Genomic DNA, 26,884 nt, shown 5'->3' with positions numbered 1-26,884 from the left:
TGCGTTCCGACGCCTGGTCGCCCATGGACGGTCGCCCCGCCCCGCAAGGGATGTACGACCCCCGTAATGAGCACGACGCCTGCGGTGTCGGGTTCGTGGCCACCCTCACCGGTGAGGCGAGCCATGAGCTCGTCGAGCAGGCGCTGACCGTACTGCGCAATCTCGAACACCGCGGCGCCACCGGCTCCGAGCCCGACTCCGGCGACGGCGCCGGCATCCTGCTCCAGGTCCCGGACGCGTTCCTGCGCGAAGTGGCCGGTTTCAGCCTCCCCGAGACGGGTGCGTACGCCGTCGGCATCGCCTTCCTGCCGCAGGAGTCCGCCGACGAATCCGTCTCACGGATCGAGACGATCGCCGCCGAAGAGGGCCTGACCGTGCTCGGCTGGCGCGAGGTCCCCGTCGCCCCGACGCTGCTCGGCGCCACCGCCCGCTCGACGATGCCGGTCTTCCGCCAGCTGTTCGTCGCCGACAGCGAGAGCAGCGGGCTCGTCCTCGACCGCAAGGCCTTCGTGCTGCGCAAGCGCGCCGAACGCGAGGCGGCCACCTACTTCCCGTCGCTGTCGGCCCGCACGATCGTCTACAAGGGCATGCTGACCACCGGCCAGCTCGAACCCTTCTTCCCGGACCTGTCCGACCGCCGCTTCGCCACGGCCGTCGCCCTGGTCCACTCGCGCTTCTCCACGAACACCTTCCCGAGCTGGCCGCTCGCGCACCCGTACCGGTTCGTCGCCCACAACGGCGAGATCAACACCGTGCAGGGCAACCGCAACTGGATGCGGGCCCGGGAGTCGCAGCTGGTCGGCGAGGTGTTCGGGAGCCAGGAGAAGCTGGAGCGGACCTTCCCGGTCTGTACGCCGGACGCCTCCGACTCCGCGTCCTTCGACGAGGTCCTCGAACTCCTGCACCTCGGTGGCCGCTCGCTGCCGCACTCGGTCCTGATGATGATCCCGGAGGCCTGGGAGAACCACGCCTCCATGGACCAGGACCGCCGCGCCTTCTACCAGTTCCACGCCACGATGATGGAGCCCTGGGACGGCCCGGCCTGCGTCACCTTCACCGACGGCACCCAGGTCGGCGCGGTCCTGGACCGCAACGGCCTGCGCCCGGGCCGCTACTGGGTCACCGACGACGGCCTGGTCGTCCTCGGCTCCGAGGTCGGCGTCCTCGACATCGACCCGGCCAAGGTCGTCCGCAAGGGCCGCCTGCAGCCCGGCCGGATGTTCCTCGTCGACACCGCCGAGCACCGCATCGTCGAGGACGACGAGATCAAGGCCGCCCTCGCCGCCGAGAAGCCGTACGCGGAGTGGCTGGAGGCCGGCGAGATCGAGCTGTCCGACCTGCCCGAGCGCGAGCACATCGTGCACACGCACGCCTCCGTCACGCGCCGCCAGCAGACCTTCGGCTACACCGAGGAGGAGCTGCGCATCCTGCTCGCGCCGATGGCCAAGGCCGGGGCCGAGCCGATCGGCTCGATGGGCACGGACACCCCGATCGCCGCGCTCTCCGCGCGCCCGCGGCTGATCTTCGACTACTTCACCCAGCTGTTCGCGCAGGTCACCAACCCGCCGCTGGACGCCATCCGCGAGGAGCTGGTGACGAGCCTGCGCTCCTCGCTCGGCCCGCAGGGCAACCTCCTCGACCCCACCGCGGCCTCCTGCCGCAGCGTCACCCTGCCCTTCCCGGTGATCGACAACGACGAGCTGGCCAAGCTCATCCACATCAACGCCGACGGCGACATGCCCGGCATGAAGGCCGCGACGCTCTCCGGCCTGTACCGGGTCGGCGGTGGCGGTGACGCCCTGACCGCCCGCATCGAGGAGATCTGCGCCGAGGCCGACGCCGCCATCGAGGCCGGCGCCCGCCTGATCGTGCTCTCCGACCGGCACTCCGACGCCGAGCACGCCCCGATCCCCTCGCTCCTCCTCACCGCGGCCGTCCACCACCACCTCATCCGCACCAAGCAGCGCACCCAGGTGGGCCTGCTGGTCGAGGCGGGCGACGTGCGCGAGGTGCACCACGTCGCGCTGCTCATCGGCTTCGGCGCCGCGGCCGTCAATCCGTACCTGGCGATGGAGTCCGTCGAGGACCTGGTCCGCGCGGGCACGTTCCTGCCCGGCATCGAGGCCGAGCAGGCCATCCGCAACCTCATCTACGCCCTCGGCAAGGGCGTCCTGAAGGTGATGTCCAAGATGGGCATCTCCACCGTCGCCTCCTACCGCGGCGCGCAGGTCTTCGAGGCCGTCGGCCTGGAGCAGGCCTTCGTCGAGAAGTACTTCAACGGCACCGCGTCCAAGATCGGCGGCGTCGGCATCGACGTCGTCGCCAAGGAGGTCGCCGCCCGCCACGCCAAGGCCTACCCGGCCTCCGGCGTGCCGTCCGCGCACCGTGCCCTGGACATAGGGGGCGAGTACCAGTGGCGCCGCGAGGGCGAGCCGCACCTCTTCGACCCGGACACGGTCTTCCGCCTCCAGCACTCCACGCGCAGCCGCCGCTACGACATCTTCAAGCAGTACACGGACCGCGTGAACGAGCAGTCCGAGCGCCTGATGACGCTCCGCGGCCTGTTCGGCTTCAAGAGCGAGGGCCGCTCGCCGATCCCCGTGGACGAGGTCGAGCCGGTCTCCGAGATCGTCAAGCGCTTCTCCACGGGCGCCATGTCGTACGGATCGATCTCCCGCGAGGCGCACGAGACCCTCGCCATCGCCATGAACCAGCTGGGCGGCAAGTCCAACACCGGTGAGGGCGGCGAGGACGCCGACCGCCTGTACGACCCGGCGCGCCGCTCGTCCATCAAGCAGGTCGCCTCCGGCCGCTTCGGCGTGACCAGCGAATACCTGGTCAACGCCGACGACATCCAGATCAAGATGGCCCAGGGCGCCAAGCCCGGCGAGGGCGGCCAGCTGCCCGGCCACAAGGTCTACCCGTGGGTGGCCAAGACCCGGCACTCGACGCCGGGCGTGGGGCTCATCTCCCCGCCGCCGCACCACGACATCTACTCCATCGAGGACCTCGCCCAGCTCATCCACGACCTGAAGAACGCCAACCCGCAGGCCCGCATCCACGTGAAGCTGGTCTCCGAGGTCGGCGTCGGCACCGTCGCCGCGGGTGTCTCCAAGGCGCACGCGGACGTGGTCCTCATCTCCGGCCACGACGGCGGAACGGGCGCCTCCCCGCTCACCTCGCTCAAGCACGCCGGCGGGCCTTGGGAGCTCGGCCTCGCCGAGACCCAGCAGACCCTGCTGCTCAACGGCCTGCGCGACCGCATCGTCGTGCAGACCGACGGCCAGCTGAAGACCGGCCGTGACGTGCTCATCGCCGCGCTCCTCGGCGCCGAGGAGTTCGGCTTCGCGACCGCCCCGCTGGTCGTGTCCGGCTGCGTCATGATGCGCGTCTGCCACCTGGACACCTGCCCGGTCGGCATCGCCACGCAGAACCCGACGCTGCGCGAGCGCTTCAGCGGCAAGGCCGAGTACGTCGTCAACTTCTTCGAGTTCATCGCGCAGGAGGTCCGCGAGCTCCTCGCCGAGCTCGGCTTCCGCTCCATCGAGGAGGCCGTCGGCCACGCCGAACTCCTCGACACCGAGCGGGCCGTGAACCACTGGAAGGCCCAGGGCCTGGACCTGGAGCCGCTGTTCCACGTCCCGGACCTGCCCGGCGGCGCCGTGCGCCACCGCGTCGTCGCCCAGGACCACGGCCTGGCGAAGGCCCTCGACAACGAGCTGATCAAGCTCGCGGCGGACGCCCTCGCGGCCGACTCCCAGGCGGACGCCCAGCCGGTCCGCGCCCAGGTCGCGATCCGCAACATCAACCGCACGGTCGGCACCATGCTCGGCCACGAGGTGACGAAGAAGTTCGGCGGCGCGGGCCTGCCCGACGACACCATCGACATCACCTTCACCGGCTCCGCGGGCCAGTCCTTCGGCGCCTTCGTGCCGCGCGGCATCACCCTGCGCCTGGAGGGCGACGCCAACGACTACGTCGGCAAGGGACTCTCCGGCGGCCGGATCGTGGTCCGCCCCGACCGCGGCGCCGACCACCTCGCCGAGTACTCCACCATCGCGGGCAACACCATCGGCTACGGCGCGACCGGCGGCGAGCTGTTCCTGCGCGGCCGCACCGGCGAGCGGTTCTGCGTGCGCAACTCCGGCGCGCTCGTGGTGTCCGAGGGCGTGGGCGACCACGGCTGCGAGTACATGACCGGCGGCCACGCGGTCGTCCTCGGCGAGACCGGGCGCAACTTCGCGGCCGGCATGTCGGGCGGCATCGCGTACGTCATCGACCTGGACCCCGACAACGTCAACGCCGGGAACCTGGCGGCCGTCGAGCCCCTCGACGACACCGACAAGCAGTGGCTGCACGACGTCGTGCGCCGCCACCAGGAGGAGACGGGCTCCACCGTCGCCGAGAAGCTGCTCGCGGACTGGGACACGTCCGTGACCCGCTTCAGCAGGATCATCCCCAGCACGTACAAGGCAGTGCTCGCCGCCAAGGACGCCGCCGAGCGAGCCGGACTCTCCGAGTCCGAGATCACCGAGAAGATGATGGAGGCGGCGACCAATGGCTGATCCCAAGGGCTTTTTGAACCACGGCCGCGAGGTCGCCGAGACCCGCCCGGTCGGCGAGCGGCTGCGCGACTGGAACGAGGTCTACGTCCCCGGCTCGCTGCTCCCGATCATCTCCAAGCAGGCCTCGCGCTGCATGGACTGCGGCATCCCGTTCTGCCACAACGGCTGTCCGCTCGGGAACCTCATCCCCGAGTGGAACGACTACGCCTACCGCGAGGACTGGTCGGCGGCCCAGGAGCGGCTGCACGCCACGAACAACTTCCCGGAGTTCACCGGGCGGCTGTGCCCCGCACCCTGCGAGGCGGCCTGCGTCCTCGGCATCAACCAGCCCGCCGTCACCATCAAGAACGTCGAAGTCTCCATCATCGACAAGGCGTGGGAGACCGGTGACGTGGCGCCGCAGGCGCCCGAGCGCCTGTCCGGCAAGACCGTCGCCGTGATCGGCTCGGGCCCGGCGGGCCTCGCCGCCGCCCAGCAGCTCACGCGCGCCGGACACACCGTCGCCGTGTACGAGCGCGCCGACCGCATCGGCGGCCTGCTCCGCTACGGCATCCCCGAGTTCAAGATGGAGAAGCGGCACATCAACCGCCGCATCGAGCAGATGCGCGCGGAGGGCACCAAGTTCCGCACCGGCGTGGAGATCGGCCGCGACATCGACGCGGCGAAGCTGCGCAAGAGGTACGACGCCGTGGTCATCGCGGCGGGTGCGACGACCGCCCGTGATCTCCCTGTCCCCGGGCGGGAGTTGAAGGGCGTCTACCAGGCGATGGAGTACCTCCCCCTGGCGAACAAGGTGCAGGAGGGCGACTACGTCACCACGCCCGTCTCCGCCGAGGGCAAGCACGTCGTCGTCATCGGCGGCGGCGACACCGGCGCGGACTGCGTGGGCACCGCCCACCGGCAGGGCGCGGCCTCCGTCACCCAGCTGGAGATCATGCCCCGGCCGGGCGACGAGCGCTCCGCCGGGCAGCCCTGGCCGACCTTCCCCATGCTCTACAAGGTCACCTCGGCCCACGAGGAGGGCGGCGAGCGCGTCTACTCCGTCTCGACCACCCACTTCGAGGGCGACGAGGAGGGGAACGTGCAGTTCCTGCACCTGGTCGAGGTCGAGTTCGTGGACGGCAAGCTCAACCAGAAGCCGGGCACGGAGCGGCGCATCCCCGCCCAGCTCGTCACGCTGGCCATGGGCTTCACCGGCACGGACCGGGAGAACGGCATGGTGGAGCAGTTCGGGCTCGACCTGGACGCGCGCGGGAACGTCGCCAGGGACGGCGAGTTCCAGACCAACGTCCCCGGTGTGTTCGTCGCCGGAGACGCCGGGCGCGGCCAGTCGCTCATCGTGTGGGCGATCGCCGAGGGGCGCTCGGCCGCCCGCGGCGTCGACCGCTTCCTCACCGGTGCGAGTGATCTTCCCTCGCCCATTCGCCCGACCGACCGGGCGCTGACGGTGTAATCCGTACGGCCCCCTCATACGTCCCGTACAACGGCGTACGGAACTGGCGCGACGCCTGCCCTGTCCCCGACCGGACACTGGGTGGGCGTCGCGTTTTTCGTGCGCCCGGCGCCCGGCACGTACACCGTCATTGCGTGATGCGCAACGACGATTGCAAGCCGTAGCGCACCGCGCAACGGTGATTACGGTTCGGCCGCTTCGCCGAAAGGGTCTAGACCGCCCACACTCTGTGTGACCAGAATCGCTCTCACCAAAGGAACCTGAAGGGGGCCGGCATGAAGCGACGTGTCATCGCGGCAGGTTGTATCGCCCTGACGCTCGGTCTGACCGCGACCGCGTGCGGTGGCGATGACGGCGGCGACAGCGGCGACGGCGGCAAGGTCGAGGGCAAGGGCAAGACGCTCACCGTGTGGATCATGGAGGGCACCAACCCCGATCCCCGGCCCTTCTTCAAGGAGGTCGGCGCGGCCTTCGAAAAGAAGACCGGCGCCAAGATCAAGGTCGAGTACCAGCAGTGGGCGACCGCCCAGAAGAAGTTCACGACCGCGATCGAGGGCGGCGAGGACCAGGTCCCCGACGTCGCCGAGGTCGGCACCACCTGGGTGCCGCAGTTCGCCGAGACCGACGCGCTCGTCGACGTCACCGACGACGTGAAGAAGTCCGGCCTGGCCGACGACCTGGTCGAGGGCCTGAAGGACGCGGGCACGCTGGACGGCAAGCAGTACGGCATGCCGTGGTACGCGGGCGTGCGCTCCATCGTCTACCGCAAGGACATCTTCGAGAAGCACAAGCTGAAGCCGCCGACGACCTGGAAGGAACTCCAGGCCACGGCGAAGACGCTGAAGGAGAAGGAGCCGGACCTGATCCCGTTCCCGGTGGCGGGCGGCGCGGAGATGTTCGCGACCCCCTTCATCTGGGGCGCGGGCGGTGAACTCGCCACTCAGGACGGCGACCAGTGGAAGTCCGCGATCAACTCGCCCCAGGCGATCAAGGGCCTTGAGTTCTACACGGGCCTCGCCACCAAGGACAAGGTCTCCCCGGCCAAGGTGAACACCTGGACCGAGAAGGAGGTCGGCGACGCCTGGAACAAGAGCCAGATCGCCATGGCGATCGGCGGCAACTGGACGCCGAAGGCCATCACGGACGCGAACCCCAAGCTCAAGGGCAAGCTCGGCGCGGTCCCGATCCCGGGCCCGACCGGCGGCATGAGCAAGTCGTTCCTCGGCGGCTCCTACCTGTCCGCGTTCAACACGGACAAGAAGGAACTCGCCTGGGAGCTGGTCAAGCTCATGACGACCGGTGAGTTCGCCGCGAAGTGGGCCAAGCAGACCAACTACTTCCCCGGCCAGAACTCCGAGCTGAAGAAGATCGAGGCCCAGAAGGACCCGCTGGTCGAGCCGTTCGCGAAGCAGATGATCGAGGCCGGCGCCACGGTGCCCAAGACCAAGGCGTACGGCGAGATCCAGGCGTCGAAGGTCGTGACCGGCATGGTGCAGTCGATCATCACGGGCAAGTCGTCCGTGAAGGAGGCCGCGGACAAGGCGGCCAAGGACATGGACAAGATCTTCGCCGACGACAAGTAGGCACACAGGGACGAGTAACAAAGTGAAAGACATGCTCGTCAGCGACGGCTCGAAGGACGGTTCGTCCAGCTCTTCGAGCCTTCGCTCCCACCCGTCCGACGACGGTGAGCGCGCGCGCCGCCGCAAGAAGCTCACCACCCTCACCCGCCCCTGGCTGCTCCTCGCGCCCGCACTGATCGTGCTCATCGGCCTGCTCCTGTGGCCGCTGATCCAGGTCGGCAAGCTGTCGCTGCAGGACTACGTCGTGAAATTCGGCGGCGGCAAGGGCACGTACACCGGCTTCGACAACTACACGGACCTGCTGACCGGCGATCTGCTGTGGAAGACGGTCCTGCCGAACACGGTCTTCTTCGCGTTCGCCTGTGTCGGTCTGACCGTCGCCCTCGGCACAGCCGTGGCGCTGCTCCTCAACCGCCTCGGCCCGACCTGGAAGCTGATCTGCTCGGTGTCGATCCTGGCCGCCTGGGCGATGCCCGCGGTGACCGGGACGTACGTCTGGATCTGGCTGTTCTCGCCCGAGGACGGCATGGTCAGTCAACTCGCCGACTCCATGGGCCTGATCGACGCCGAGACCACCAACTGGTTCACCGAACGGCTGCCGTTCTACGCCATCGCCACCATCAACGTCGTGCACCACGGCTTCCCGTTCGTGGCGATCACCGTCCTCGCGGGGCTCCTGACGATCCCCAAGGAGCTGTACGAGGCCGGGGAGATCGACGGCGCCAACGCCTGGCAGCGGTTCTGGAAGATCACCGTGCCGACCATCAAGCCCGTCTTCCTGGTGGTGACCATCCTCTCCACCATCTGGGACTTCAAGGTCTTCACGCAGATCTTCCTGATGCCGGGAGGCGGCGGCGAGAACCCGGACGTGTACAACCTCGGCGTGTACTCCTACATCGAGGCGTTCGCCAAGAACGACTACGGTGCGGGCGCCGCGGCCGCCGTCCTCCTGACGCTGCTGCTGCTCGCCATCACCGTCGTCTACATCCGGACGCTGTTCCGGCAGGGGGATGAGGACCTGTGAGCACCCGCCGTACCTCGCTCGCCGCGCGCATCGGCCTGCCGCTGTCCGTGGCGGCCCTGCTGGTCTTCACGCTCTTCCCGGTCTACTGGATGGTCTCCACCGCCCTCGACCCGAAGGCGCTCACCCGCGGCTCGGACCTGCTGCCGAGCGGCATCAGCTTCGAGCACTTCGACTTCGTCTTCGACCGGGGCAACTTCGGGCAGTACCTGCTGAACTCGGCGATCGTCGGGATCTCCACGATCCTGGCGGCGGCGCTGCTCTCGCTGTTCGCGGCGATCGCGGTGGCCCGCTTCAAGTTCAAGTTCCGCACCTCCGTGCTGATCATGATCCTGATCGTGCAGATGGTGCCGCTGGAGGCCCTCGTCATCCCGCTGTTCATCCAGATGCGGGACTACGAGATGCTCAACTCGCTGCTCGGCCTGTCGATCGTCTACATCGCCCTGTCGCTGCCGTTCGCCATCTGGACCCTGCGCGGGTTCGTGGCGGCCGTGCCCAAGGAGGTCGAGGAGGCCGCGTACATCGACGGAGCCTCCTGGTTCCGGATGTTCTGGTCGGTGCTGCTTCCGCTGGTCGCGCCGGGGCTCGTCGCCACCTCGATCTTCGCCTTCATCACGGCGTGGAACGAGTTCGTGTTCGCGTACACCTTCATGAAGGGCAGCGACAAGTACACGGCGGCCGTGGGCATCTTCCAGTTCTTCGGCGAGAACACCACGTCCTGGGGTCCCGTGATGGCCAGCTCCACGCTGGTCACGGTGCCCGTCATGCTCTTCTTCGTCGTCGTCCACCGCAGGCTCGGCTCGGGTCTGGCGGCGGGGGCCGTCAAGGGCTGACCTGCGCGAGGGTGCGGGGAGGGTCGCCGGGACACGGCGGCCCTCCCCGCACCCCCTTCCGTTTGCGCTGGCGCACCGCTCCGCCCGCGCTATTGACTATTATTCAATTCCGCTCCACTCTCGGGTCCTTGAAGACCGGCGCACCCTCCAGGAGGTCCCGTGAGCACCGAAGCACTGGAGAAACTGACGGCGGAGCTGGGAGTCGGGCCCCCGGCGTCCTTCGCCGGGCTGCCGCCCGAGCGGCTCGCGTCGCTCGCCGACGCGCTGCGCCGCGAGCGCGAGAGCCGGGCGTCCGGCCTGAACCAGGCGGCCGAGGAGGCCCTGAAGCTGGTGCCCGCGCTGGCCCGCGGGCCCGTACGCCGGATTCTGTTCCGGTAGGCCGGGGGCGAGGACACCATGGACAAGCTGCGCGGCAGGGCCGAGGCCCTGAAGACCGCCCGCCTCCTCGACGTCGAGCCCGACGCGCTCGCGTTCCTCGCGGAACTGCCCGCCGAGGACGTGCACCGCTTCCGCGCCGACTGCGTCGCGACGCTCCACGACCGGGCGCCCGACATGCTCGACCGCATCGCCTCCGCGACCAAGCTCGTGCCCGCCGGGGTCGCCGCCGCCATCTCCCAGAAGGCGCTCGGGCCCCGGCTCGCCGCCGCCGTCGCCGGGCGCCTCGAACCCGGCCGCGCCGCCGACATCATCGAGAAGCTGCCCGTCTCCTTCACCGCCGAGTCCTGCGCGCACCTCGACCCGCGGCGCATCAGCGGCATCGTCGACCGCCTCGACGAGAACCTGCTCGTCCGCATCGCCGTCGCCCTCGCCGAGCGCGAGGACCACATCACGATGGGGCGGTTCGTCGGCCATCTGCGCGACAGCGCGCTGCGGCGGATCCTGCCGCAGGTCGCCGACGCGGTGGTGCTGCGCACCGGCTTCCTCATCGATGTGCCCGAACGGCTCGGGCACATCGTCGAGTTGATGGGTGCGGAGCGGCTCGCCGCCGTCATCGGGACGGCCGCCGCCGACGGGCTGTGGCCCGAGGCGCTCGCCGTGGCCGGGATGGTGACCGGCGAGCAGCGCGGGCGGATCGCCTCCCTCGCCGCCGCGCAGCCGCCCGAACGGCTCGACCCGCTCGTGGTGACCGTGGCCGGTCAGGGGCTCTGGGAGTCGCTGCTTCCGTTGGTCGCGCTGCTCGGTGAGGAGGAGTTGCGTACGGTGGCGGGGCTGCCGGCGCTGCGGGACGCCGATGTCCTCGGCGGGGTCGTCCCCGCCGTCGTGGCCACCGGGCTGTGGGGGGAGTTCCTGCCCCTGGTCGAGGTGCTGCCCGAGGACTCCCGGCGGGTGGTCGCCTCGCGGGCCGCCGCGCTCTCCGACGCGGAGCTCGACGCGCTTGTGCGCGAGGTCGGGAAGCGGGACCTCTGGGACTTGGTGCTGCCGCTCGTGGAGCTGATGGACGACGAGGCGAAGGTCAGGATCTTCGCGCTCCCGGCCTTCGAGGACCGGCCCTCCTAGCCGGGGGGTTCGTCTGTACGTTGCCCGGGGCGGGCGCGGTGAAGGGGTGGGTCGTGTCTGCTCGTTGGCCGGGGCGGGGGCCGGTCGCGCTGCGCGCTCGTCCTCAGGCGCCGGACGGGCTTTTCCTCGCCCACCTGCCCCTTCTCCCTTCGGGGCTCCGGGGTGGGTGGGCAAGGGCGGTGGTGGGTGAGGGAGCATGGGGTGACGGTGGTCGTGGGGTGTGTGTGGAGGCTGGTGTGGGTTTGAGCTGTGAGGGGACCTCGAGGTGGGGGCGTGGGGCGGGGGTTGCGCTGCACTTTCACGAGGTGGGGGAGCCGGACGCGCCTGTGCTGGTGATGTTGCACGGGGGTGGGCCGGGGGCCAGTGCGTGGTCGGCGTTCGGGGACGTGGTGGGGGCCCTCGCCGGGCGGTTTCGGACGCTGCTCGTCGATCTGCCGGGGTTCGGGCGGTCGGACAAGCCCGAGTTGGACAAGGACGTGTTCTCGTTCGCCGCGGACGCCGTGGCCGGGCTCCTGGACGAGCTGGGAGTGGAGAAGGCGCACTTCGCGGGCGTGTCGCTCGGCGGTGGCGTGTGCGTGCGCCTGGCGCTCGACCACCCGGACAAGGTCGACCGACTGCTGCTCACGGCCCCCGCGGGACTCTCGCTCAACCTCTTCACCGCCGAACCCACCGAAGGCGTCAAGCGCCTCATCGAGTTCAGCGTCGCCCCCGACCCGACCCGCGAGCACGTGCGCGCCTTCCTGACCTCCCTCGTCCACGACCCGTCCCTGGTGACGGACGCCCTCGTGGAGGAGCGGTACGCGCAGGCCCTCGACCCCGGCTCCCGTCTCGGCGCCCAGCGGCTCGGGGCGGCCTTCGCCAAGTGGCCCGAAGGGTCCATGCTGTGGCGCGAGGCGCACCGGATCACCCGGCCGACGCTCCTCACCTGGGGCAGGGAGGACCGGGTCAACCCCGTCGACGGAGCGTTCGTCGCACTCAAGGCGATGCCGGACGCCCGCCTGCACGTGTTCCCGCGCTGCGGCCATCTGGCGTACGTGGAGCGGGAGACGGAGTTCCTGCGCCTGGCCCTCGACTTCCTCGAAGGCTGACCGGGGCGCGCCGCCCGGCCCGTACGCTGGTGCCATGGGCGCGGCGATCAGTCTCGACAAGGTGCGGGCCGTGGCGCCCGGCCTCGTCAGTCTCTACAAGACGGCGGGGGAGCGGCTGCGGGCCCACGGCCTGGAGGGCGAGCGCGCCGCCGTGTATCTGGTCGTCGACCACTCCGGCTCGATGCGGCCGTACTTCGACGACGGCAGCGTGCAGGCGCTCGCCGACCGCGTGCTCGGCCTCTCCGCGCACCTGGACGACGACGGCGTCGTACCGGCCGTCTTCTTCTCCACCGACGTGGACGCGGTCGTCGACGTCGAACTGACCGGCCACCAGGGCCGCATCGGGGAGATCGTCGCCGGGCTCGGGCACATGGGGCGCACGAACTACCACGCCGCCATGGACGCCGTCATCGACCACTACCTGGAATGCGGCGCGACCGCCCCCGCCCTGGTGGTCTTCCAGACCGACGGCGGCCCGCTGAACAGGGCCGCCGCCGAGCGCTACCTGTGCAAGGCGGCGAAGCTGCCGCTGTTCTGGCAGTTCATCGGCTTCGGCGACCCCGCGAGCAGGCAGTTCGACTATCTGCGCAGGCTCGACGAACTGCCCGTGCCCGGGCGCCGCGTCGTCGACAACGCCGGGTTCTTCCACCTCGGCAAGGACCCGGCCGCCGCCTCGGACGACTTCCTGTACGACCACCTCGTCGCCGAGTTCCCCCAGTGGCTGGCCGCGGCACGCGAGCGCGGCATCGTCGCACCCCGCACCGCGGCTCCCCAGCTCCCACGGCTCAGTCGACCATCGCCCGGCGCAACGTGACCAGCGTCCCCGCGTCCAGGCCGAGGCCCTTCGTCAGATAGCCGCCGAAGCTCCCGTACTGCCGTGTCACCTCGGCGAGCGCCGCGTCCAGATAGCCGGTGCGGACCTCCTGGAGCGGGACGAGCAGGTCCGGGTTCTGCATCATGCCGGTCTGCCGAAGCGTCTCGCGCAGCCTCGCGTCGTACGCGGCGCGGAAGGTGTTGGACGCCAAGTAGTCGTTCACCGCGGTGCGTTCGGGCACCCCCACGGCGCGCAGCAGGACGTACGTCGTCCAGCCCGTGCGGTCCTTGCCCGACGTGCAGTGGTAGAGCAGGGGCGCGGCCGCGCCGCCGCCCGCGATGTCGCGCAGCGTCGCGCCGAACTGCGCGCGGTCCGTCGCGTCCGTGACGAACGTGCGGTAGACGTCCCGCATGAACGCCTCGGCCCTCCCGCCGCCGAGCATCTCCTCCTGCCTGACCGGATCCCGGGAGCCGATCACGGTCATGAGCTGCCGGAACAGGCCGTTGTCGGTGACGGGCCGCGCGGTCGCGACCAGCCCGGCGGGCAGCCGGTCCGGCCCGTCGTACCGGACCTCCTCCGCGACCCGGAAGTCCACGACCTTCCGCAGCCGGAGCCCGGCCAGCGTCGCGACGTCCCCGTCCGTGAGCTTGCTGAGCGCGTCCGCGCGGAAGACCCGGCCGTGCCGCACCCGCTCGCCGTCATAGGTGCGGTAGCCGCCCACGTCACGGACGTTCACCGCCCCCTGGAGCGGGATCTGCCGGGGCGTTTCGGAGGTGAGGGGGTGCGTGTACGAGGGCCGGGGCGCCGTCGGCGCGGCGTGCGCCGTCACCGCCGGCGCGGTGCCGAGGACGAGCGTGAGGACCGCGACCGTGGCCGCCGTACGGGTGCGAGTGCTGCGCATCGGGCCGCCTTTCCGTACCTGTCGCCGTCCGGCCAAACAACTGTTTGGCCGGGATCGGGTGGGACGGTAACGGCGGCCCGTCGAAGGGGGAAGGCGCGTACGAAGGTTATTTGACGGGGCGTCAATACGGGGGAGGCGGTGCGGGCGCGTGTGCCTGATGTGAGGGGTGTCCTCGGTCGCGTACCGCCCGCTACTCCGCGAGCTGCGCCGCCGCCTGGCGCTGGCGGTCCGCCGCGCCGTCCAGGAAGCGGATGATCGTCTCCAGCTCGGCGGTCGTGAACTCCTCGCAGAACTCCTCCACCTCGCGCCCCCAGTCCGCGAAGACCTCCGTCAGGCCCGCCATCTTCTCGGCGCGGAACTCCACCAGGACCCGCCGCTTGTCCGTGGGGTGCTTCACCCGGCGCGCGAAGCCCTTGGCCTCCAGGCGGTCGACGAGGCCCGTCACGGACGCGGGCGCGAGGCCCGTCTCGGCCGCGAGGTCCTTGGCGGTGAGGGGGCCCTTGCGGATGAGCAGGTCGAGGGTCTTGCTCTCGGTGGCGTTCAGGCCCTGCCGGGCGGCGACGGCCGAGTGGAACATCACGGTGACCGCGCTGTTGGCCCGGCCCGCGGCGGACAGGCGCGCCACGACGTCGGCGCGCTCCGGGTCCGGCGACTCCTGGTGCGTGCGGCTCTTCGGCATGGGGTGAGCCTAGCAAGAAGTTCGTTCGGACGAACGAAAGACTTGTGATCACGGATCGCCCCGTGCAAGTCTTTCGTTCGACCGAACGAAATAAATCGGAGACCCACCCGTCCCGTCGACGAGACCCGAGGAGCCCTGAGCCCACATGACCGCCACCCTGACCACCCCGCCCGCGGACGGCGCCGCCGTCGGCGCCCCGCACCCCCGGCGCTGGGCGGCCGCCGTCGTGATGATGGTCGCCGCCCTCATGGACCTGCTCGACGTGACGATCGTGAACGTCGCGATCCCCTCGATCGGGCGCGACCTCGGCGCGTCCGAGAGCGCGCTCCAGTGGATCGTCTCCGCCTATCTGCTCGGCTTCGCCGCCACGCTGATCGTCGCCGGACACCTCGGCGACCGGTACGGCCGCAAGGCCCTGTTCCTGACCGGCACCGCGGGCTTCGGCCTGGCGAGCCTCGCCTGCGGGATCGCGCAGTCGCCGGGGCAGCTGGTGGCGGCCCGCGCCGTGCAGGGCGTCATGGCCGCGCTCCTCATGCCACAGGTGCTCGGCTCCTTCCGCACGCTGTTCCGGGGCAAGGAGCGCGGCACGGCCTTCGGGATGTACGGAGCCGTCGCCGGGTTCGCGTCGGCGATCGGGCTGCTGCTCGGCGGCCTGCTCACCGACGCCGACCTGTTCGGCTGGGGCTGGCGCTCGGTGTTCCTGGTGAACATCCCCGTGGCCGTCGCCACCTTCGCCGCCGGGATCGTCCTCGTACCCTCCACGCGTGAGCGCTCCGCCGGGCGGCCCGACGCGCTCGGCAGCCTGGTCCTCGCCGGGGCCCTGGTCGCCATCGTGCTGCCGCTGGTCCAGGGCCGCGCCAACGGCTGGCCGGTGTGGGGCTGGGTGTGCCTGGGCGCCGGGGTGGCCGCGCTCGCCGGGCTCGGCGTGGCCGAGGGGCGGCGCCGCTCGCACAAGATCGTGCCGCTGCTGCCCGCGCGCGCCTTCAAGCTGCCCGCGTTCTCCGTGGGCGTCCTGGTGCAGCTCCTGTTCTCCGTCGGCATGCAGGGCTTCTTCCTGGTCTTCGCGATCTGGCTGCAGGGCAGCGAGGGCTACACGCCGATGCAGGCCGGTGTCGTCACCATCGCCTTCTCCGTCGGGGGCTTCCTGACCGCGCCCGCCGCGGACGCGCTGGCGCTGCGCTTCGGGCGGCTGGTGCTCGCGGCCGGGGCGCTCCTGATGGCGGGCGGCTTCGCCTGGGTGTGGTCGGCGGTGGCGGACGCGAGCGACGCGCACACCGGGGCCTGGCCGCTGGTGCCGGGGCTCCTGGTGGCGGGCGCGGGGCTCGGCTTCCTGGTCGTACCGCTGGTGAACGTCGTCCTGTCGGCGGTACCGGGCGACATCGCGGGCGGGGCGTCCGGCATCTTCTCCACGGCCCAGCAGTTCGGCGGGGCGCTCGGCGCCGCCGTCATCGGGACGGTCTTCTTCGGCCACGTCCCGTCCGGCCCGGGGTCCGGCGAGCACGGCCCGGTGGGTACGGCGACGGGGCTCACCGACGCGCTCGGTGCCGCGATGCCGTGGGTGGTGGCCGCCTTCGCACTCTGCGCGCTGCTGTGCCCGGCGCTGCCGCGACGGGCGGTGGAGCCGCCCGAGTGAGGCCCCGCGCGTCGGCGTCGACCCGGTCCCCGGAGGGCTCCTGCCTGCGGGGGCCGGGCGCATGTTAAGGTTAACCGTTGCAGTTTTGGTACCCATGAACTTTATGTGCGCCTGACGGAATGCTTCCGAGGGCGCATTATTTTGTTTTTCCGGCTCTTTTGCGGGCCGGACCCCGGTCTCTCCGGATGGGGGTCCTTGCAGCGCTGGGAGGACCACAATTCCGTGGCTCTCCTTAATCTGCCCCTGTTGAGGAGATTGACATGGCAACTGGAACCGTGAAGTGGTTCAACTCGGAAAAGGGCTTCGGCTTCATCGAGCAGGACGGCGGCGGCCCCGACGTCTTCGCCCACTACTCCAACATCGCCAGCTCCGGCTTCCGTGAGCTCCTGGAGGGCCAGAAGGTCTCCTTCGAGGTGACCCAGGGCCAGAAGGGCCTGCAGGCCGAGAACATCGTTCCCGCCTGATCGTCGCTTCTCGCGAACCTCGCAGCCGGGGCCCGCACCACCACGGTGCGGGTCCCGGCTTGTGTGCTGTCACCGGCCAGGAAGGCTTGCCCATGAATCGCCCCGACCGTCCCGCGCGCCCCGCCCGTCGGCGCTCATCGAATGACCGCACGGCAGGCTCGGCCACCCGCGGCTCGGCAGGCCAGAGCACCCGTGGCGGTGCCGGCTCGGCCTCCCGCGGACAGGCGTCGGGCGACGCCGGCCGGAAGGGCACCGGCAACGCGGGCGGCACCAGCGGTTCGCGCAACGGCGGCGCCGGTGGCAACCGGAACGCGGGCGGCGCCAAGCGCCCGGTGAACGGCGGCGGCCGAGGCGGCCGCAAGGCTCCCCGCCCCGCCCCGGCACGCACCGCGCCCGCCGACTTCGCGCTGCCCGAGACCCGCACCCCCGCGCTGCCCGCCGTCGAGGGCTTCGAGGACCTCGACATGCCCGAGGCGCTGCTCAAGACCCTCGCCGCGCAGGGCGTCACCACGCCCTTCCCGATCCAGGCCGCGACCCTGCCGAACTCCCTGGCCGGACGTGACGTCCTCGGCCGTGGCCGCACCGGCTCCGGCAAGACCCTCGCCTTCGGCCTCGCGCTCCTCGGCCGCACCGCGGGCCGCCGCGCCGAGCCCGGCAAGCCGCTCGCCCTGGTCCTCGTCCCCACCCGCGAGCTGGCGCAGCAGGTCACCGACGCCCTCGCGCCGTACGCCACGTCCGTGAACCTGCGCGTCGCCGCCGTCGTCGGCGGTCTGTCGATCAACAAGCAGGCCGCGACGCTGCGCCGCGGCGTCGAGGTGCTCGTCGCCACCCCGGGCCGTCTGAAGGACCTCATCGAGCGCGGCGACTGCGCCCTCGGCCAGGTCCGCGTCACCGTCCTCGACGAGGCCGACCAGATGGCCGACATGGGCTTCCTGCCCCAGGTCACCGCGCTGCTCGGGCAGGTGGAGCCGGGTGGCCAGACGATGCTGTTCTCGGCGACCCTGGACCGCAACGTCGACCGCCTCGTCCGCGGCTACCTGAGCGACCCCGTCGTGCACTCCGTCGACCCCTCCGCGGGCGCGGTGACCACGATGGAGCACCACGTCCTGTACGTCGCCGACGAGACGGACAAGAAGGCGGTCGCCCTGCGCATCGCCGCCCGCGACGGCAACGTCATTCTGTTCCTGCACACCAAGCGCGCCGTGGACCGCTTCACCAAGCGGCTCCTCGCCAGCGGAGTGCGGGCCTCCGGCCTGCACGGCGGACGCTCGCAGCCGCAGCGCAACCGCACCCTGGAGCAGTTCAAGAGCGGCGAGGTCACCGCGCTCGTCGCCACCAACGTGGCCGCGCGCGGCATCCACGTCGACGACCTCGACCTGGTCGTGAACGTCGACCCGCCCGTCGACCACAAGGACTACCTGCACCGCGGCGGCCGCACCGCGCGCGCGGGCGAGTCCGGGCGCGTCGTCACGCTCGTCCTGCCCGAGGAGAAGCGCGAGGTGGCCCGCCTCATGTCCGACGCGGGCATCAAGCCGGAGGCCGTCGCCGTCCGCTCGTCCTCCGAGGAACTGGTCACGATCACCGGGGCGCGGGAGCCCTCCGGCGTGCCGGTCGTCATCGCGCCGCCCGTGCAGGTCGTGGCGCAGCGCAAGGCCCCCGCGCAGCGCAGGTCCGCGGGCGCCGGAGCCGGGGGAGCGGGTGGCGCCGGCGGCGGTGCCCGACGTCGCGGCGGCCGTGGCCGCCGGGGCGGCCGGAGCAGCAACGCCGCGTAGTCCGCGGGCGGCTCAGGGGCACCTGGGACAGAGATGACAGACAGGGACGACGGGGTGGGCGCGCGCCCACCCCGTCGTCGTATCGCCGTCAACTCGCCCCTGTCACGCGCGAGTTTCACGTGTCGCAGTCCAACACCGTCCGGCACAGCCCGCACCGCGCCCGCATCCGGCCCCGTGCGGGTACCCGGATGCGCTGGCGGCAGGTCGGGCACGGGAACGACACCCGCAGCGGGCCGGTGCCGTCCGGGCGCGAGAAGGCGTACGGGCCGCTGGACCGCCCCGCGCCCGGCCCCGTCGCCGTGCCGTGGTCCTGGGCGTAGCGCCGGTCCTTGGCGTACCGCCGCCGGCCCGCCCAGCCCGCCGCCGTCAGCGGGGGCTGCTGCTCGTCCTGCCGGGCCCGGGCGAGCCCCTTCGTATACGCCGTGTACGCCTGCGGGCTGGTGAACCAGGTCTCGGGGGCCTCGCCGAACGCCAGCGAGCGCTTGGCGAGGACGTAGCCGAACTCCTCCGGCGTCAGATAGCCGAGCTTCTGCGACGAGGCGCTGTCCTCGCGGTAGGCGTCGAGGAGCAGCCAGCCCGCGCCCAGGTACGTGGTCGCCGTGTCGGTGAGGATCTCGTTGTCGCGCGTGCCCGGGAACGTCAGGTCGAGGCGGTGCAGATACACGTGCATCACCTCGTGCGCGAGGGCCGCGCCGATGTCCCTGCGGTGCGTGCGGAAGCGGTCGTTCAGCTCGATGAAGTACTCGGGCCCCGCGGCGAGTTCGACGGACGCCGCGTGCCGCATCTCCCGGAACGACACGATCATGCGGGCGTCCGGGAGGCGCAGATGCCGCACCATCTCGCGGGCCACCCGCTGCGCGCCCAGATACAGGTCGTCCTGGTCGCAGAAGGCCACGTCGGCCGGGGCGACGCTGGTGTCGAAGGTGTGCACGGTGTCGTACGAGAGCCGTCGGTACAGCGCGGTGATGGCCGCGTGCACCGTCTCCAGATGCGGATAGCCGTGCTCCACCGGACCGCCGTTCGCCACGCCCCCACCCCCTGAGCACCGCCCGATTCGTCCCCACTGTACGGGGGTTGTTCGCACCGGTAACCAGCCCGGACCCCAACGCCTGGCCGAAAACCGCCCCTTGTCGCCCGTGTGTGGCCCTCCTCATAATCCAACAACGCTTGGCGGGCTCATGCCACGCAGTGCCTCTGGTGCGTGCGGCATGGGCCCGCCGCGTGCGCAACCCCCCACAACTCCCACGAAGGGGCAAGAAGTTGAAGACGAAGTTCCGTGGAGTCAAGAGAGCCGCCGTCCTCGGGTCGGTCGCCCTCGGTGTCGCCAGCCTGCAGCCCGTCGTCGCGCAGGCGGCCCCTCACCCCGGCCCGAACCCCGGCGAGCGTGTCGTCGGCGGTGTGCGTGCCGCGCAGGGTGAGTTCCCGTTCATGGTCCGGCTCTCGATGGGCTGTGGCGGCTCCCTGCTCAAGCAGGACGTCGTCCTGACCGCCGCGCACTGTGTCGACGGCTCGGGCAACAACACCTCCATCACCGCCACCGGCGGCGTCGTCGACCTGCAGAGCTCCAGCGCGGTCAAGGTCAAGTCCACCAAGGTCCTGCAGGCCCCCGGCTACAACGGCAAGGGCAAGGACTGGGCGCTGATCAAGCTCGCCAAGCCGATCAACCAGCCCACGCTGAAGATAGCCACCACCACCAAGTACAACAACGGAAACTTCACCGTCGCGGGCTGGGGCGCCAACCGCGAGGGCGGCGCGCAGCAGCGCTACCTGCTCAAGGCCACCGTGCCCTTCGTGAGCGACGCCGACTGCCAGGCCGCCTACAGCGGCGACATCATCCCGGGCGAGGAGATCTGCGCGGGCAAGCTCAACGTGGGTGGCGTCGACACCTGCCAGGGCGACTCCGGCGGCCCCATGTTCCGCAAGGACGAGGCCGGTCAGTTCATCCAGGTCGGCATCGTGAGCTGGGGCAACGGCTGCGCCCGCCCGAAGTTCCCCGGTGTCTACACCGAGGTCTCGACCTTCGCGGCCGACATCACCAAGCACGCCAACCAGCTCTGACCAGTTCTGACCAGCTCTGACGCCCCGGGCGCCCAGGGCGTTCGTGAGGTGAACGGCTGAGCCGTCGCGGGGCCGGGTCACGGCTGACCCGGCCCCGCTTCGTATGCCCATATATGGGACACTCGGGGGCGTACGAGACAGGCACGGCAGGGCGGACGGCAGCACATGGCGATCACGGTGGTCATCGCGGACGACCAGGACATGGTCCGCACCGGCTTCCGCATGATCCTGGAGAGCCAGCCCGACATCGAGGTGCTCGCCGACGTCACCGACGGCGAGGCCGCGCTCGCCGCCGTCGCCCGCCACGACCCCGACGTGCTGCTCCTCGACATCCGCATGCCGCGCCTGGACGGCCTGGAGGTCACCCGCCGCCTGGCCGCCCGCGCCGGGGTGCGCCCCCGCGTCGTCATCGTCACCACCTTCGACCTCGACGAGTACGTGCACGCGGCGCTGCACGGGGGCGCCAGCGGCTTCCTGCTGAAGAACGCGAGCCCCGCCATGCTGGTGGAGGCCGTGCGTGCGGCGGCCGTCGGCGACGCGCTCGTCTCACCCGCGATCACCGTACGACTGCTGCGGGAGCTGGCCGCCGGGACCCCCGCCGCCGCGGAAGGGCCCGGCGCCCGCGCCCCCTCCGAACCCCTCACCCAGCGCGAGCAGGACGTCGTGCGCGCCCTCGCCCGCGGCCGCACCAACAACGAGATCGCCGCCGAACTCTTCGTCTCCCTGTCCACGGTCAAGTCCCACCTCGCGAACGTCCAGGCCAAGCTCGACGCCAGGAACCGCGTCGAGATCGCCGCCTGGGCCTGGGAGTCCGGCCTCGCCACCCGCACGCCGTGACCACCGCGATCCTCGACCGGTACGCGCGCCTGCTCGACCGGCACCCCGCGCGCCGCACCGCCGCCCGCCTGCTGCTCGCCGCCGTCCTCGTCCTGCTCGTCAGCGTCGAGGGCCTGACCCTCGCCCGCCAGCCCACCGGGCCGCGCGCCGCCGTCTGGACGGCGGGCATCCTCTGCTGCCTGTGCGCCGTCCCCTGGGCCCGCCCGGCCCTCGCGACCCGCGCCTGGCTCGCCGCCTGTGTGTCCTGGGCCGCCACCCTGTACGTGTTCGTCAGCGCCCGGCCGCAGATCGTCTGGGGCATGGGCGAGGCCATCGCGCTGCTCGTGCTCCTCACCGGCGTCCTGCTGCGGCTGCCCGCGCGGTGTGCCGCCGTGCTCGGGCCGCTGCTCGCGCTCGCCTGCGTGGCCGCGCCGGTGCGCGACGCCTCACCGGGCCGGTTCACGCTCCTGTTCTCCGCGCTGGCCGCCGTGGTGAGCGCCTTCTCTTTGCTTCTACGCGCCCAGCAGGCGCAGCGCGTCCGCGACATCGAGGCCGTGCGTGCCGCCGAACGCCTCGAACTCGCCCGGGAACTGCACGATCTGGTCGCCCACCACGTCACCGGAATCGTCGTACAGGCCCGCGCCGCGTCCTTCACCGAGGTCGGCGCCTCCACCGCGACCAGCGCATTCGTGCGGATCGCGGACGCGGGCGACGAGGCGCTCGGTGCGATGCGGCGCCTGGTGCGGGTCCTGCGCGAGGGAGAGGCCCGCACCGTGCCCGTGGCCGGGCTCGCCGAGCTGCGCGAGCTGTCCGAGACGTTCACCCGGACCGGCCCTCCGGTCACCGTGCATGTGGAACAGGCCCTTCAGGAGCGGCTTCCGGCCGATCTCGCCGCCACCACCCACCACATCGTCCGCGAAGCACTGACGAACGTCCGCAAACACGCCACCGGCGTCTCGGCGGTGCGCGTCGGTGTCCGCGTCGTCGAGGGCGGCCTGGAGGTGCGGGTCGCCGACGACGGCGGACAGCCGCCTGAACGCTCCGGCGAGCGGGGAGGGTTCGGCCTCACCGGCCTGGAGGAACGGGCCACGGCACTGGGCGGCACCTTGACGGCGGGACCGTCGCCCGAGGGCGGCTGGGAGGTACGGGCCGTACTGCCGTACGGGCAGGGGACGGCGGGGTAGCCCCCACCCGGCAACACCCCGGCCCGTCCCACCCGCAGGGACCCCCACCCGAGCATTCAGCCCGTCCGGCGCTTGAGGACGAGGCGCGGAGCGCCGACAAGCGGGGTCCAGGGGGCGCGCCCCCGGTTTCGGAGAAGGGGCGGGACTGGGGCGCCCCGCGAGGGCCAGGACGTTAGTCCAACACCTCTCCCACCTTTGTCCATGGGCGCCCTCACCCCACCCGACGCATCGTGACCGTCACAAATTCGGTTCCACGGAGGGTGCGTTCATGCTGCCGTCAGAGACATCCGGTTCAGGTTCCGGCCCGAGCCGCAGAGCCGTGGTCGCCTCGGGAGCGATCGCAGGGATAGGGGCCGCCGTCGGAGCCGGCACCGGCTCCGCGCACGCGGCCCCCTCGGCCTCGTCCGCCGCCCGCGCGGCGGCGGACGAGGCGATCCTGCGCTCGGCAGCCCTGGAGGTGCGCGTCGCCACCGGCTTCCCGCGCGTCGTGTCGTACACCGACCGTAAGAGCCGCGCGGTCCTGCACGGCCAGCCGGACCCGGTCACCACGCTCCTCATCGACGACAAGGAGCACACGCCGAAGGTCACCGCGGACGTACGCGGCGACCGGGCCGCGTACACCCTCACCCTCGACGGCGGCACCCGCATCGACGTGGAGATCGCGGTCAAGGGCCGCCAGGTGCACTGGCGCGTCACGAAGATCGCCGACACCGCCGCCCTGCGCGTCGGCACCCTGCGGATCCCCGGCCTCGCCCTGCTGTCCGTGCGCAGCGACCAGCCCGGCGCCGCGCTGCTCGCCGCGAAGGTGCAGCTCGACAAGGCCAAGAGCGGCGACACCCTGGTCAAGCTCACACCGGACACCCCCGCGGACGCGGCGAGCGGCTGCGCGTACGCGGTGCTCGCCCACGACAGGCTCGGCGGCGCCGTCGAGACCAACACCGTCTACGACAAGCCCACCTCGGAGACCAGCTGGGAGAACGGCCGGCTGTGGCGCCAGACCGTGCGCAAGGACTCCCACGTCGAGGCCCGCCTCACCCCCGGCCAGTGGACGCACCGCGCCGCCACCTCCCCGGTCGGCGCCACCGAACCCCTGCCGTACGCGACCGTCGTCGTCACCGGCGACCGCAACGGCGACGGCAAGGTCGACTGGCAGGACGCCGCCATCGCCTTCCGCGACATCATGGTGAACCCGCTCGGCGCGGACGAGCAGCACCTCCGCGTCGTCCCGCACATCCCCTTCAACTTCGCCTCGCAGGCCACCAACCCGTTCCTCGCGACCCTCGACGACGTCAAGCGGATCCACCTGGCCACCGACGGGCTGCGCCAGTACACGCTCCTCAAGGGCTACCAGTCCGAGGGCCACGACTCCGCGCACCCCGACTACGCGGGCAACTACAACCAGCGCGCGGGCGGCCTCGCCGACCTCAACACCCTGGTCCGCGAGGGCTCCAAGTGGAACAGCGACTTCGGCGTCCACGTCAACGCCACCGAGTCCTACCCCGTGGCCAACGCCTTCTCCGACACGCTCGTCGACAAGAAGAACGAGCAGTGGGACTGGCTCGACCAGAGCTACCGCATCGACCAGCGCCGCGACCTGGTCTCCGGCGACATCGTGCGCCGCTTCGCCGACCTGCGCCGCGACGCCCACCCGGCCCTGAACACCCTCTACATCGACGTGTTCCGCGAGTCCGGCTGGACCTCCGACCGCCTCCAGCGCACCTTCCGCGACCAGGGCTGGATGGTCACCAGCGAATGGGGCCACGGCTTCGAACGCTCGGCCCTGTGGTCGCACTGGGCGACCGAGACCGACTACGGCCCCGACACCTCCCGCGGCATCAACTCCCAGCTCATCCGCTTCATCCGGCACCACCAGAAGGACGTCTTCGCCGACAAGTGGCCCTCGCTGCTCGGCATCGCCCGCATGGGCAACTTCACCGGCTGGACCGGCAAGACCGACTGGACGACGTTCCACGAGCTGATCTGGACGCACGCGCTGCCCGCCAAGTACCTCCAGGCGCAGCCCATCAAGACATGGGGCGAGCACGAGATCACGTTCTTCGGCGCCGGAGCCACCTCCGTGTCCGACGCGGACGGCGGCACGCGCCGCATCACCACCGACGGCCACCTCGTCTACGACGGCGGAAGCTATCTGCTGCCCTGGGAGCCGCGCCGGGCCACCGACCCCGCGAAGCTCTACCACTTCAACCCCGGCGGCGGAAAGACCAGTTGGGCCCTGCCCCGCGGCTGGTCCGGCGCTCGCAAGGTCGCCCTGTACCGCCTCACCGACCAGGGCCGCGTCTTCGTCGCCGACGTCCCCGTGCGCGCCGGGAAGATCACCCTCGACGCGGACGCCAAGCAGCCCTACGTCGTCCACCGCACCCGCGTCCGCCGCGCCCCCGACCCCGACTGGGGCCAGGGCACCGCGCTGCGCGACCCCGGCTTCCACGCGGGCGACCTGGACGCCTGGCAGGTCAGCGGCCCCGCGTCGGTGGAGCGCAGCAAGCTCGGCGACTACGAACTCGTCCTCGCCGCGGGCGCCGCGGCCTCCGTCAGCCAGCGCCTGCGCCGCCTCAAGCCCGGCACCTATGTGGCGTCCGTGCAGGTCGAGGTGGGGGAGAAGGCCGGGCAGCGGCGCCGCGCCGCCCTGGAGGTCCGCACCGCCGACGGCGTCACCGCCGCCAACTGGACGCACACCTCCACCGCGGGCAACTTCGTCGCCGCCGACCGCAAGCACGGCACCCGCTTCCAGCGCCTGTTCACCCGCTTCACCGTCCCCGAGGGCGGCGGCCCGGTGCGGCTCGCGCTGCGCGCCGTCGCCGGGGACGCCCGGGTGCGCTTCGACAACGTGCGCGTCGTCGCCGTCGGCGCGCGGGCGCCGCTCGGCCGGGGCGTCCTCGCCCACGAGGACTTCGAGGACGTACCGCAGGGCTGGGGGCCGTTCGTGAAGGGCGACGCCGGGGGAGCCACCGACCCCCGCACCCACATCGCGCAGCGCCACGCCCCGTACACCCAGCGCGGCTGGAACGGCAAGGCCGTCGACGACGTCGTGGACGGCACCCAGTCCCTGAAGTCCCGCGGCGAGAACGACGGCCTCGTCTACCGGACGGTGCCGCACACGGTCCGCTTCGAGGGCGGCAAGCGCTACCGGGTGTCGTTCCGGTACGAGAACGAGAAGGCCGGGCAGTACGCGTGGGTGACCGCGGTGGACGAGCCCGACGCGCGCGAACTGTCCCGCGAGGCCCTGCCCGTGGCCACCGCCCCCACCACCCTGTCCTACGAGTTCACCGCCCCCGGGGACGGCGAGGCGTGGGTCGGGCTGCGGAAGGTCGGCGACGACGGGAAGGCGGAGTTCGTGCTCGACGCGTTCGAGGTGCGGGAGGTCTAGGGGGCCTGGGGAGGGTTCGGCGGTCCGGCGGGTCCGGCGGGTCCGGCGGGCTCGGCGGGTCCGGGCGGGTCCGGGGGTGTGGCTCCCGGACCCGCCCGGCCGCCCTGGGACGTGTCGGCGAGCCAGCCGCTCCCGTACCCGCTGTATCCGCCTTCGCCTACGCGCGGAAGTCGTCCGCGTGGTCCTCGGCCCAGCGCGCGAACGTCCGCGCCGGACGGCCCGTGACGTCCCGCACCGCCGTCGTCAGGTCCGGTTCCGTGCCGACGCTGTCACCGAGGGCCCGAAGGAGGGCCGGGAGCATCTCCGGCGCGACGTGCGGGAACATGTCCGCGGGCACCTCGGCGGGCGCTATCTCCTCGAACCGCAGCTCCCGGCCGACCGCCCGGCCCACGGCGTGGATCTGCTCCCGCGTGGTGACGCCCTCCGGCCCGGTCAGGGAGTGGACGGCGCCGGTGTGCCCGGCGGGGTCGCGCAGCGCCACGGCGGCGACGGCCGCGATGTCGGCCTCGTGGATCGGCGAGGACACGGCGTCGCCGAACGGCCCGCGGACCGTGTCGCCCGCGCGGACCTGGGGCGCCCACTGCAGCGAGTTGGTGCTGAACGCGCCCGGCCGCAGCGCCGTCCAGCCGAGCCCGCTCTCCCGGACGTGCCGCTCCAGCGCGGAGTGCACGACGTGGATGGGGTGCTCGGCGGCGGCGTCGTGGTCGACGATGATCGACGAGAGCACCACGACATGCTTGACGCCGCCGTCCCGCGCGGCCGCGAGCAGCGCCGGGGTGTCCTCGCCGCCCGCCACCAGATGCAGGAACAGCGCCGTCGCGCCCTCGAACTGCGCGGCCATGGCGGCGGGTTCGCCCGGCCCCGCGAACCGCGCCACCTCGGCCCCGGCCGGCACCCGCGCGCGGGCCGGATCCCGGGTCAGGGCGCGGACCGGAACCTGGTCGGCGGCGAGTTGGGCGACGAGAGCGCGGCCTACGTTTCCGGTGGCACCGGTCACGACGATCACGGGGGCTCCTTGAGGTCGGGACGACACCGGGCCGGGGACGCACGCCCCCGGCCCGGCTCTGATCACCACCGACCCTAGGCGGCGGACCGGGTCCATCGGATCATCACCAGGAAGTAGATGACCCACGCCCTC

Annotated in this window: 19 protein-coding genes and 1 pseudogene; 16 read left to right on the top strand and 4 right to left on the bottom strand. The window is 71.7% G+C overall.

Annotated elements, in window-relative coordinates:
* Nucleotides 1-50 precede the first annotated feature (50 nt).
* From gltB to ACZ6AA_RS31330, 9 genes are all read left to right on the top strand, one after another.
* A complete protein-coding gene (gltB, locus tag ACZ6AA_RS31370; RefSeq protein ID WP_471461894.1) occupies nucleotides 51-4,565 on the top strand; it encodes a glutamate synthase large subunit in 4,515 nt (1,504 codons plus the stop codon).
* Entirely contained in the window at nucleotides 4,558-6,018 is a 1,461-nt protein-coding gene (locus ACZ6AA_RS31365) for a glutamate synthase subunit beta (protein ID WP_468448938.1), read from the top strand. The genes gltB and ACZ6AA_RS31365 overlap by 8 nt, the downstream gene beginning before the upstream one ends.
* Before the next feature lie 275 nt (nucleotides 6,019-6,293).
* Complete coding sequence (locus ACZ6AA_RS31360; RefSeq protein ID WP_468448936.1) at nucleotides 6,294-7,601, top strand: sugar ABC transporter substrate-binding protein; 1,308 nt, start codon at nucleotides 6,294-6,296, stop codon at nucleotides 7,599-7,601.
* A 31-nt stretch (nucleotides 7,602-7,632) separates the two neighbouring features.
* Nucleotides 7,633-8,625, top strand: a complete 993-nt coding sequence (locus ACZ6AA_RS31355) for a carbohydrate ABC transporter permease (protein WP_468448934.1) — start codon at nucleotides 7,633-7,635, stop codon at nucleotides 8,623-8,625.
* Nucleotides 8,622-9,455 (top strand): carbohydrate ABC transporter permease, encoded by an 834-nt coding sequence (locus ACZ6AA_RS31350; RefSeq protein ID WP_468448932.1) that lies wholly within the window; start codon nucleotides 8,622-8,624, stop codon nucleotides 9,453-9,455. Before ACZ6AA_RS31355 ends, ACZ6AA_RS31350 begins: the two co-directional genes overlap by 4 nt.
* Before the next feature lie 159 nt (nucleotides 9,456-9,614).
* A complete protein-coding gene (locus ACZ6AA_RS31345) occupies nucleotides 9,615-9,833 on the top strand; it encodes a hypothetical protein (RefSeq protein ID WP_468448930.1) in 219 nt (72 codons plus the stop codon).
* Between the two features lie 18 nt (nucleotides 9,834-9,851).
* Nucleotides 9,852-10,952 (top strand): hypothetical protein, encoded by a 1,101-nt coding sequence (locus tag ACZ6AA_RS31340; protein ID WP_471461607.1) that lies wholly within the window; start codon nucleotides 9,852-9,854, stop codon nucleotides 10,950-10,952.
* A gap of 335 nt (nucleotides 10,953-11,287) precedes the next feature.
* Nucleotides 11,288-12,040 carry an alpha/beta fold hydrolase gene (locus ACZ6AA_RS31335; protein ID WP_471461891.1) on the top strand — a complete coding sequence of 251 codons (753 nt, stop codon included), beginning with the start codon at nucleotides 11,288-11,290 and terminating at the stop codon, nucleotides 12,038-12,040.
* Between the two features lie 34 nt (nucleotides 12,041-12,074).
* Nucleotides 12,075-12,854, top strand: a complete 780-nt coding sequence (locus tag ACZ6AA_RS31330) for a VWA domain-containing protein (protein WP_468481068.1) — start codon at nucleotides 12,075-12,077, stop codon at nucleotides 12,852-12,854.
* Here the strand turns inward: ACZ6AA_RS31330 and ACZ6AA_RS31325 are convergent.
* Nucleotides 12,826-13,755: a tyrosine-protein phosphatase gene (locus tag ACZ6AA_RS31325; protein ID WP_471461603.1), complete on the bottom strand. Its 930-nt coding sequence runs from the start codon at nucleotides 13,753-13,755 to the stop codon at nucleotides 12,826-12,828. The two genes, ACZ6AA_RS31330 and ACZ6AA_RS31325, sit on opposite strands and share 29 nt — an antisense overlap.
* A gap of 190 nt (nucleotides 13,756-13,945) precedes the next feature.
* Entirely contained in the window at nucleotides 13,946-14,434 is a 489-nt protein-coding gene (locus tag ACZ6AA_RS31320) for a MarR family winged helix-turn-helix transcriptional regulator (protein ID WP_471461600.1), read from the bottom strand.
* A gap of 145 nt (nucleotides 14,435-14,579) precedes the next feature.
* Here ACZ6AA_RS31320 and ACZ6AA_RS31315 point away from each other — a divergent pair, with 145 nt between their 5' ends.
* The 3 genes and pseudogenes from ACZ6AA_RS31315 to ACZ6AA_RS31305 all read left to right on the top strand — a co-directional run.
* Entirely contained in the window at nucleotides 14,580-16,067 is a 1,488-nt protein-coding gene (locus ACZ6AA_RS31315; RefSeq protein ID WP_471461596.1) for an MFS transporter, read from the top strand.
* A 260-nt stretch (nucleotides 16,068-16,327) separates the two neighbouring features.
* On the top strand, nucleotides 16,328-16,531 hold the full coding sequence (locus ACZ6AA_RS31310; protein ID WP_030362889.1) for a cold-shock protein: 204 nt from the start codon (nucleotides 16,328-16,330) through the stop codon (nucleotides 16,529-16,531).
* Nucleotides 16,532-16,623: 92 nt separating this feature from the next.
* Nucleotides 16,624-18,300: pseudogene (locus tag ACZ6AA_RS31305) on the top strand (DEAD/DEAH box helicase); the annotation flags it as partial.
* A 118-nt stretch (nucleotides 18,301-18,418) separates the two neighbouring features.
* On the opposite strand, the gene ACZ6AA_RS31300 reads toward ACZ6AA_RS31305, so the two are convergent.
* Nucleotides 18,419-19,330 carry a hypothetical protein gene (locus tag ACZ6AA_RS31300; protein WP_468448914.1) on the bottom strand — a complete coding sequence of 304 codons (912 nt, stop codon included), beginning with the start codon at nucleotides 19,328-19,330 and terminating at the stop codon, nucleotides 18,419-18,421.
* A gap of 233 nt (nucleotides 19,331-19,563) precedes the next feature.
* Here ACZ6AA_RS31300 and ACZ6AA_RS31295 point away from each other — a divergent pair, with 233 nt between their 5' ends.
* The 4 genes from ACZ6AA_RS31295 to ACZ6AA_RS31280 all read left to right on the top strand — a co-directional run bounded on the left by ACZ6AA_RS31295 (nucleotide 19,564) and on the right by ACZ6AA_RS31280 (nucleotide 25,746).
* Nucleotides 19,564-20,361 carry a S1 family peptidase gene (locus ACZ6AA_RS31295; protein WP_468448912.1) on the top strand — a complete coding sequence of 266 codons (798 nt, stop codon included), beginning with the start codon at nucleotides 19,564-19,566 and terminating at the stop codon, nucleotides 20,359-20,361.
* A 165-nt stretch (nucleotides 20,362-20,526) separates the two neighbouring features.
* Nucleotides 20,527-21,198, top strand: coding sequence for a response regulator (locus tag ACZ6AA_RS31290; RefSeq protein ID WP_468448910.1), 672 nt, complete (start codon nucleotides 20,527-20,529; stop codon nucleotides 21,196-21,198).
* Nucleotides 21,195-22,361 carry a sensor histidine kinase gene (locus ACZ6AA_RS31285; RefSeq protein ID WP_471461586.1) on the top strand — a complete coding sequence of 389 codons (1,167 nt, stop codon included), beginning with the start codon at nucleotides 21,195-21,197 and terminating at the stop codon, nucleotides 22,359-22,361. Before ACZ6AA_RS31290 ends, ACZ6AA_RS31285 begins: the two co-directional genes overlap by 4 nt.
* 268 nt (nucleotides 22,362-22,629) lie before the next feature.
* Nucleotides 22,630-25,746, top strand: a complete 3,117-nt coding sequence (locus tag ACZ6AA_RS31280) for an endo-alpha-N-acetylgalactosaminidase family protein (protein ID WP_471461583.1) — start codon at nucleotides 22,630-22,632, stop codon at nucleotides 25,744-25,746.
* A 157-nt stretch (nucleotides 25,747-25,903) separates the two neighbouring features.
* Here ACZ6AA_RS31280 and ACZ6AA_RS31275 read toward each other — a convergent pair whose 3' ends face one another.
* Nucleotides 25,904-26,752, bottom strand: a complete 849-nt coding sequence (locus tag ACZ6AA_RS31275; RefSeq protein WP_468482977.1) for an NAD(P)H-binding protein — start codon at nucleotides 26,750-26,752, stop codon at nucleotides 25,904-25,906.
* Nucleotides 26,753-26,884: the final 132 nt, after the last annotated feature.

This window comes from Streptomyces sp. NPDC040610 (genome assembly GCF_055594065.1).
This window is presented reverse-complemented; position numbering and strand designations above follow the sequence as displayed.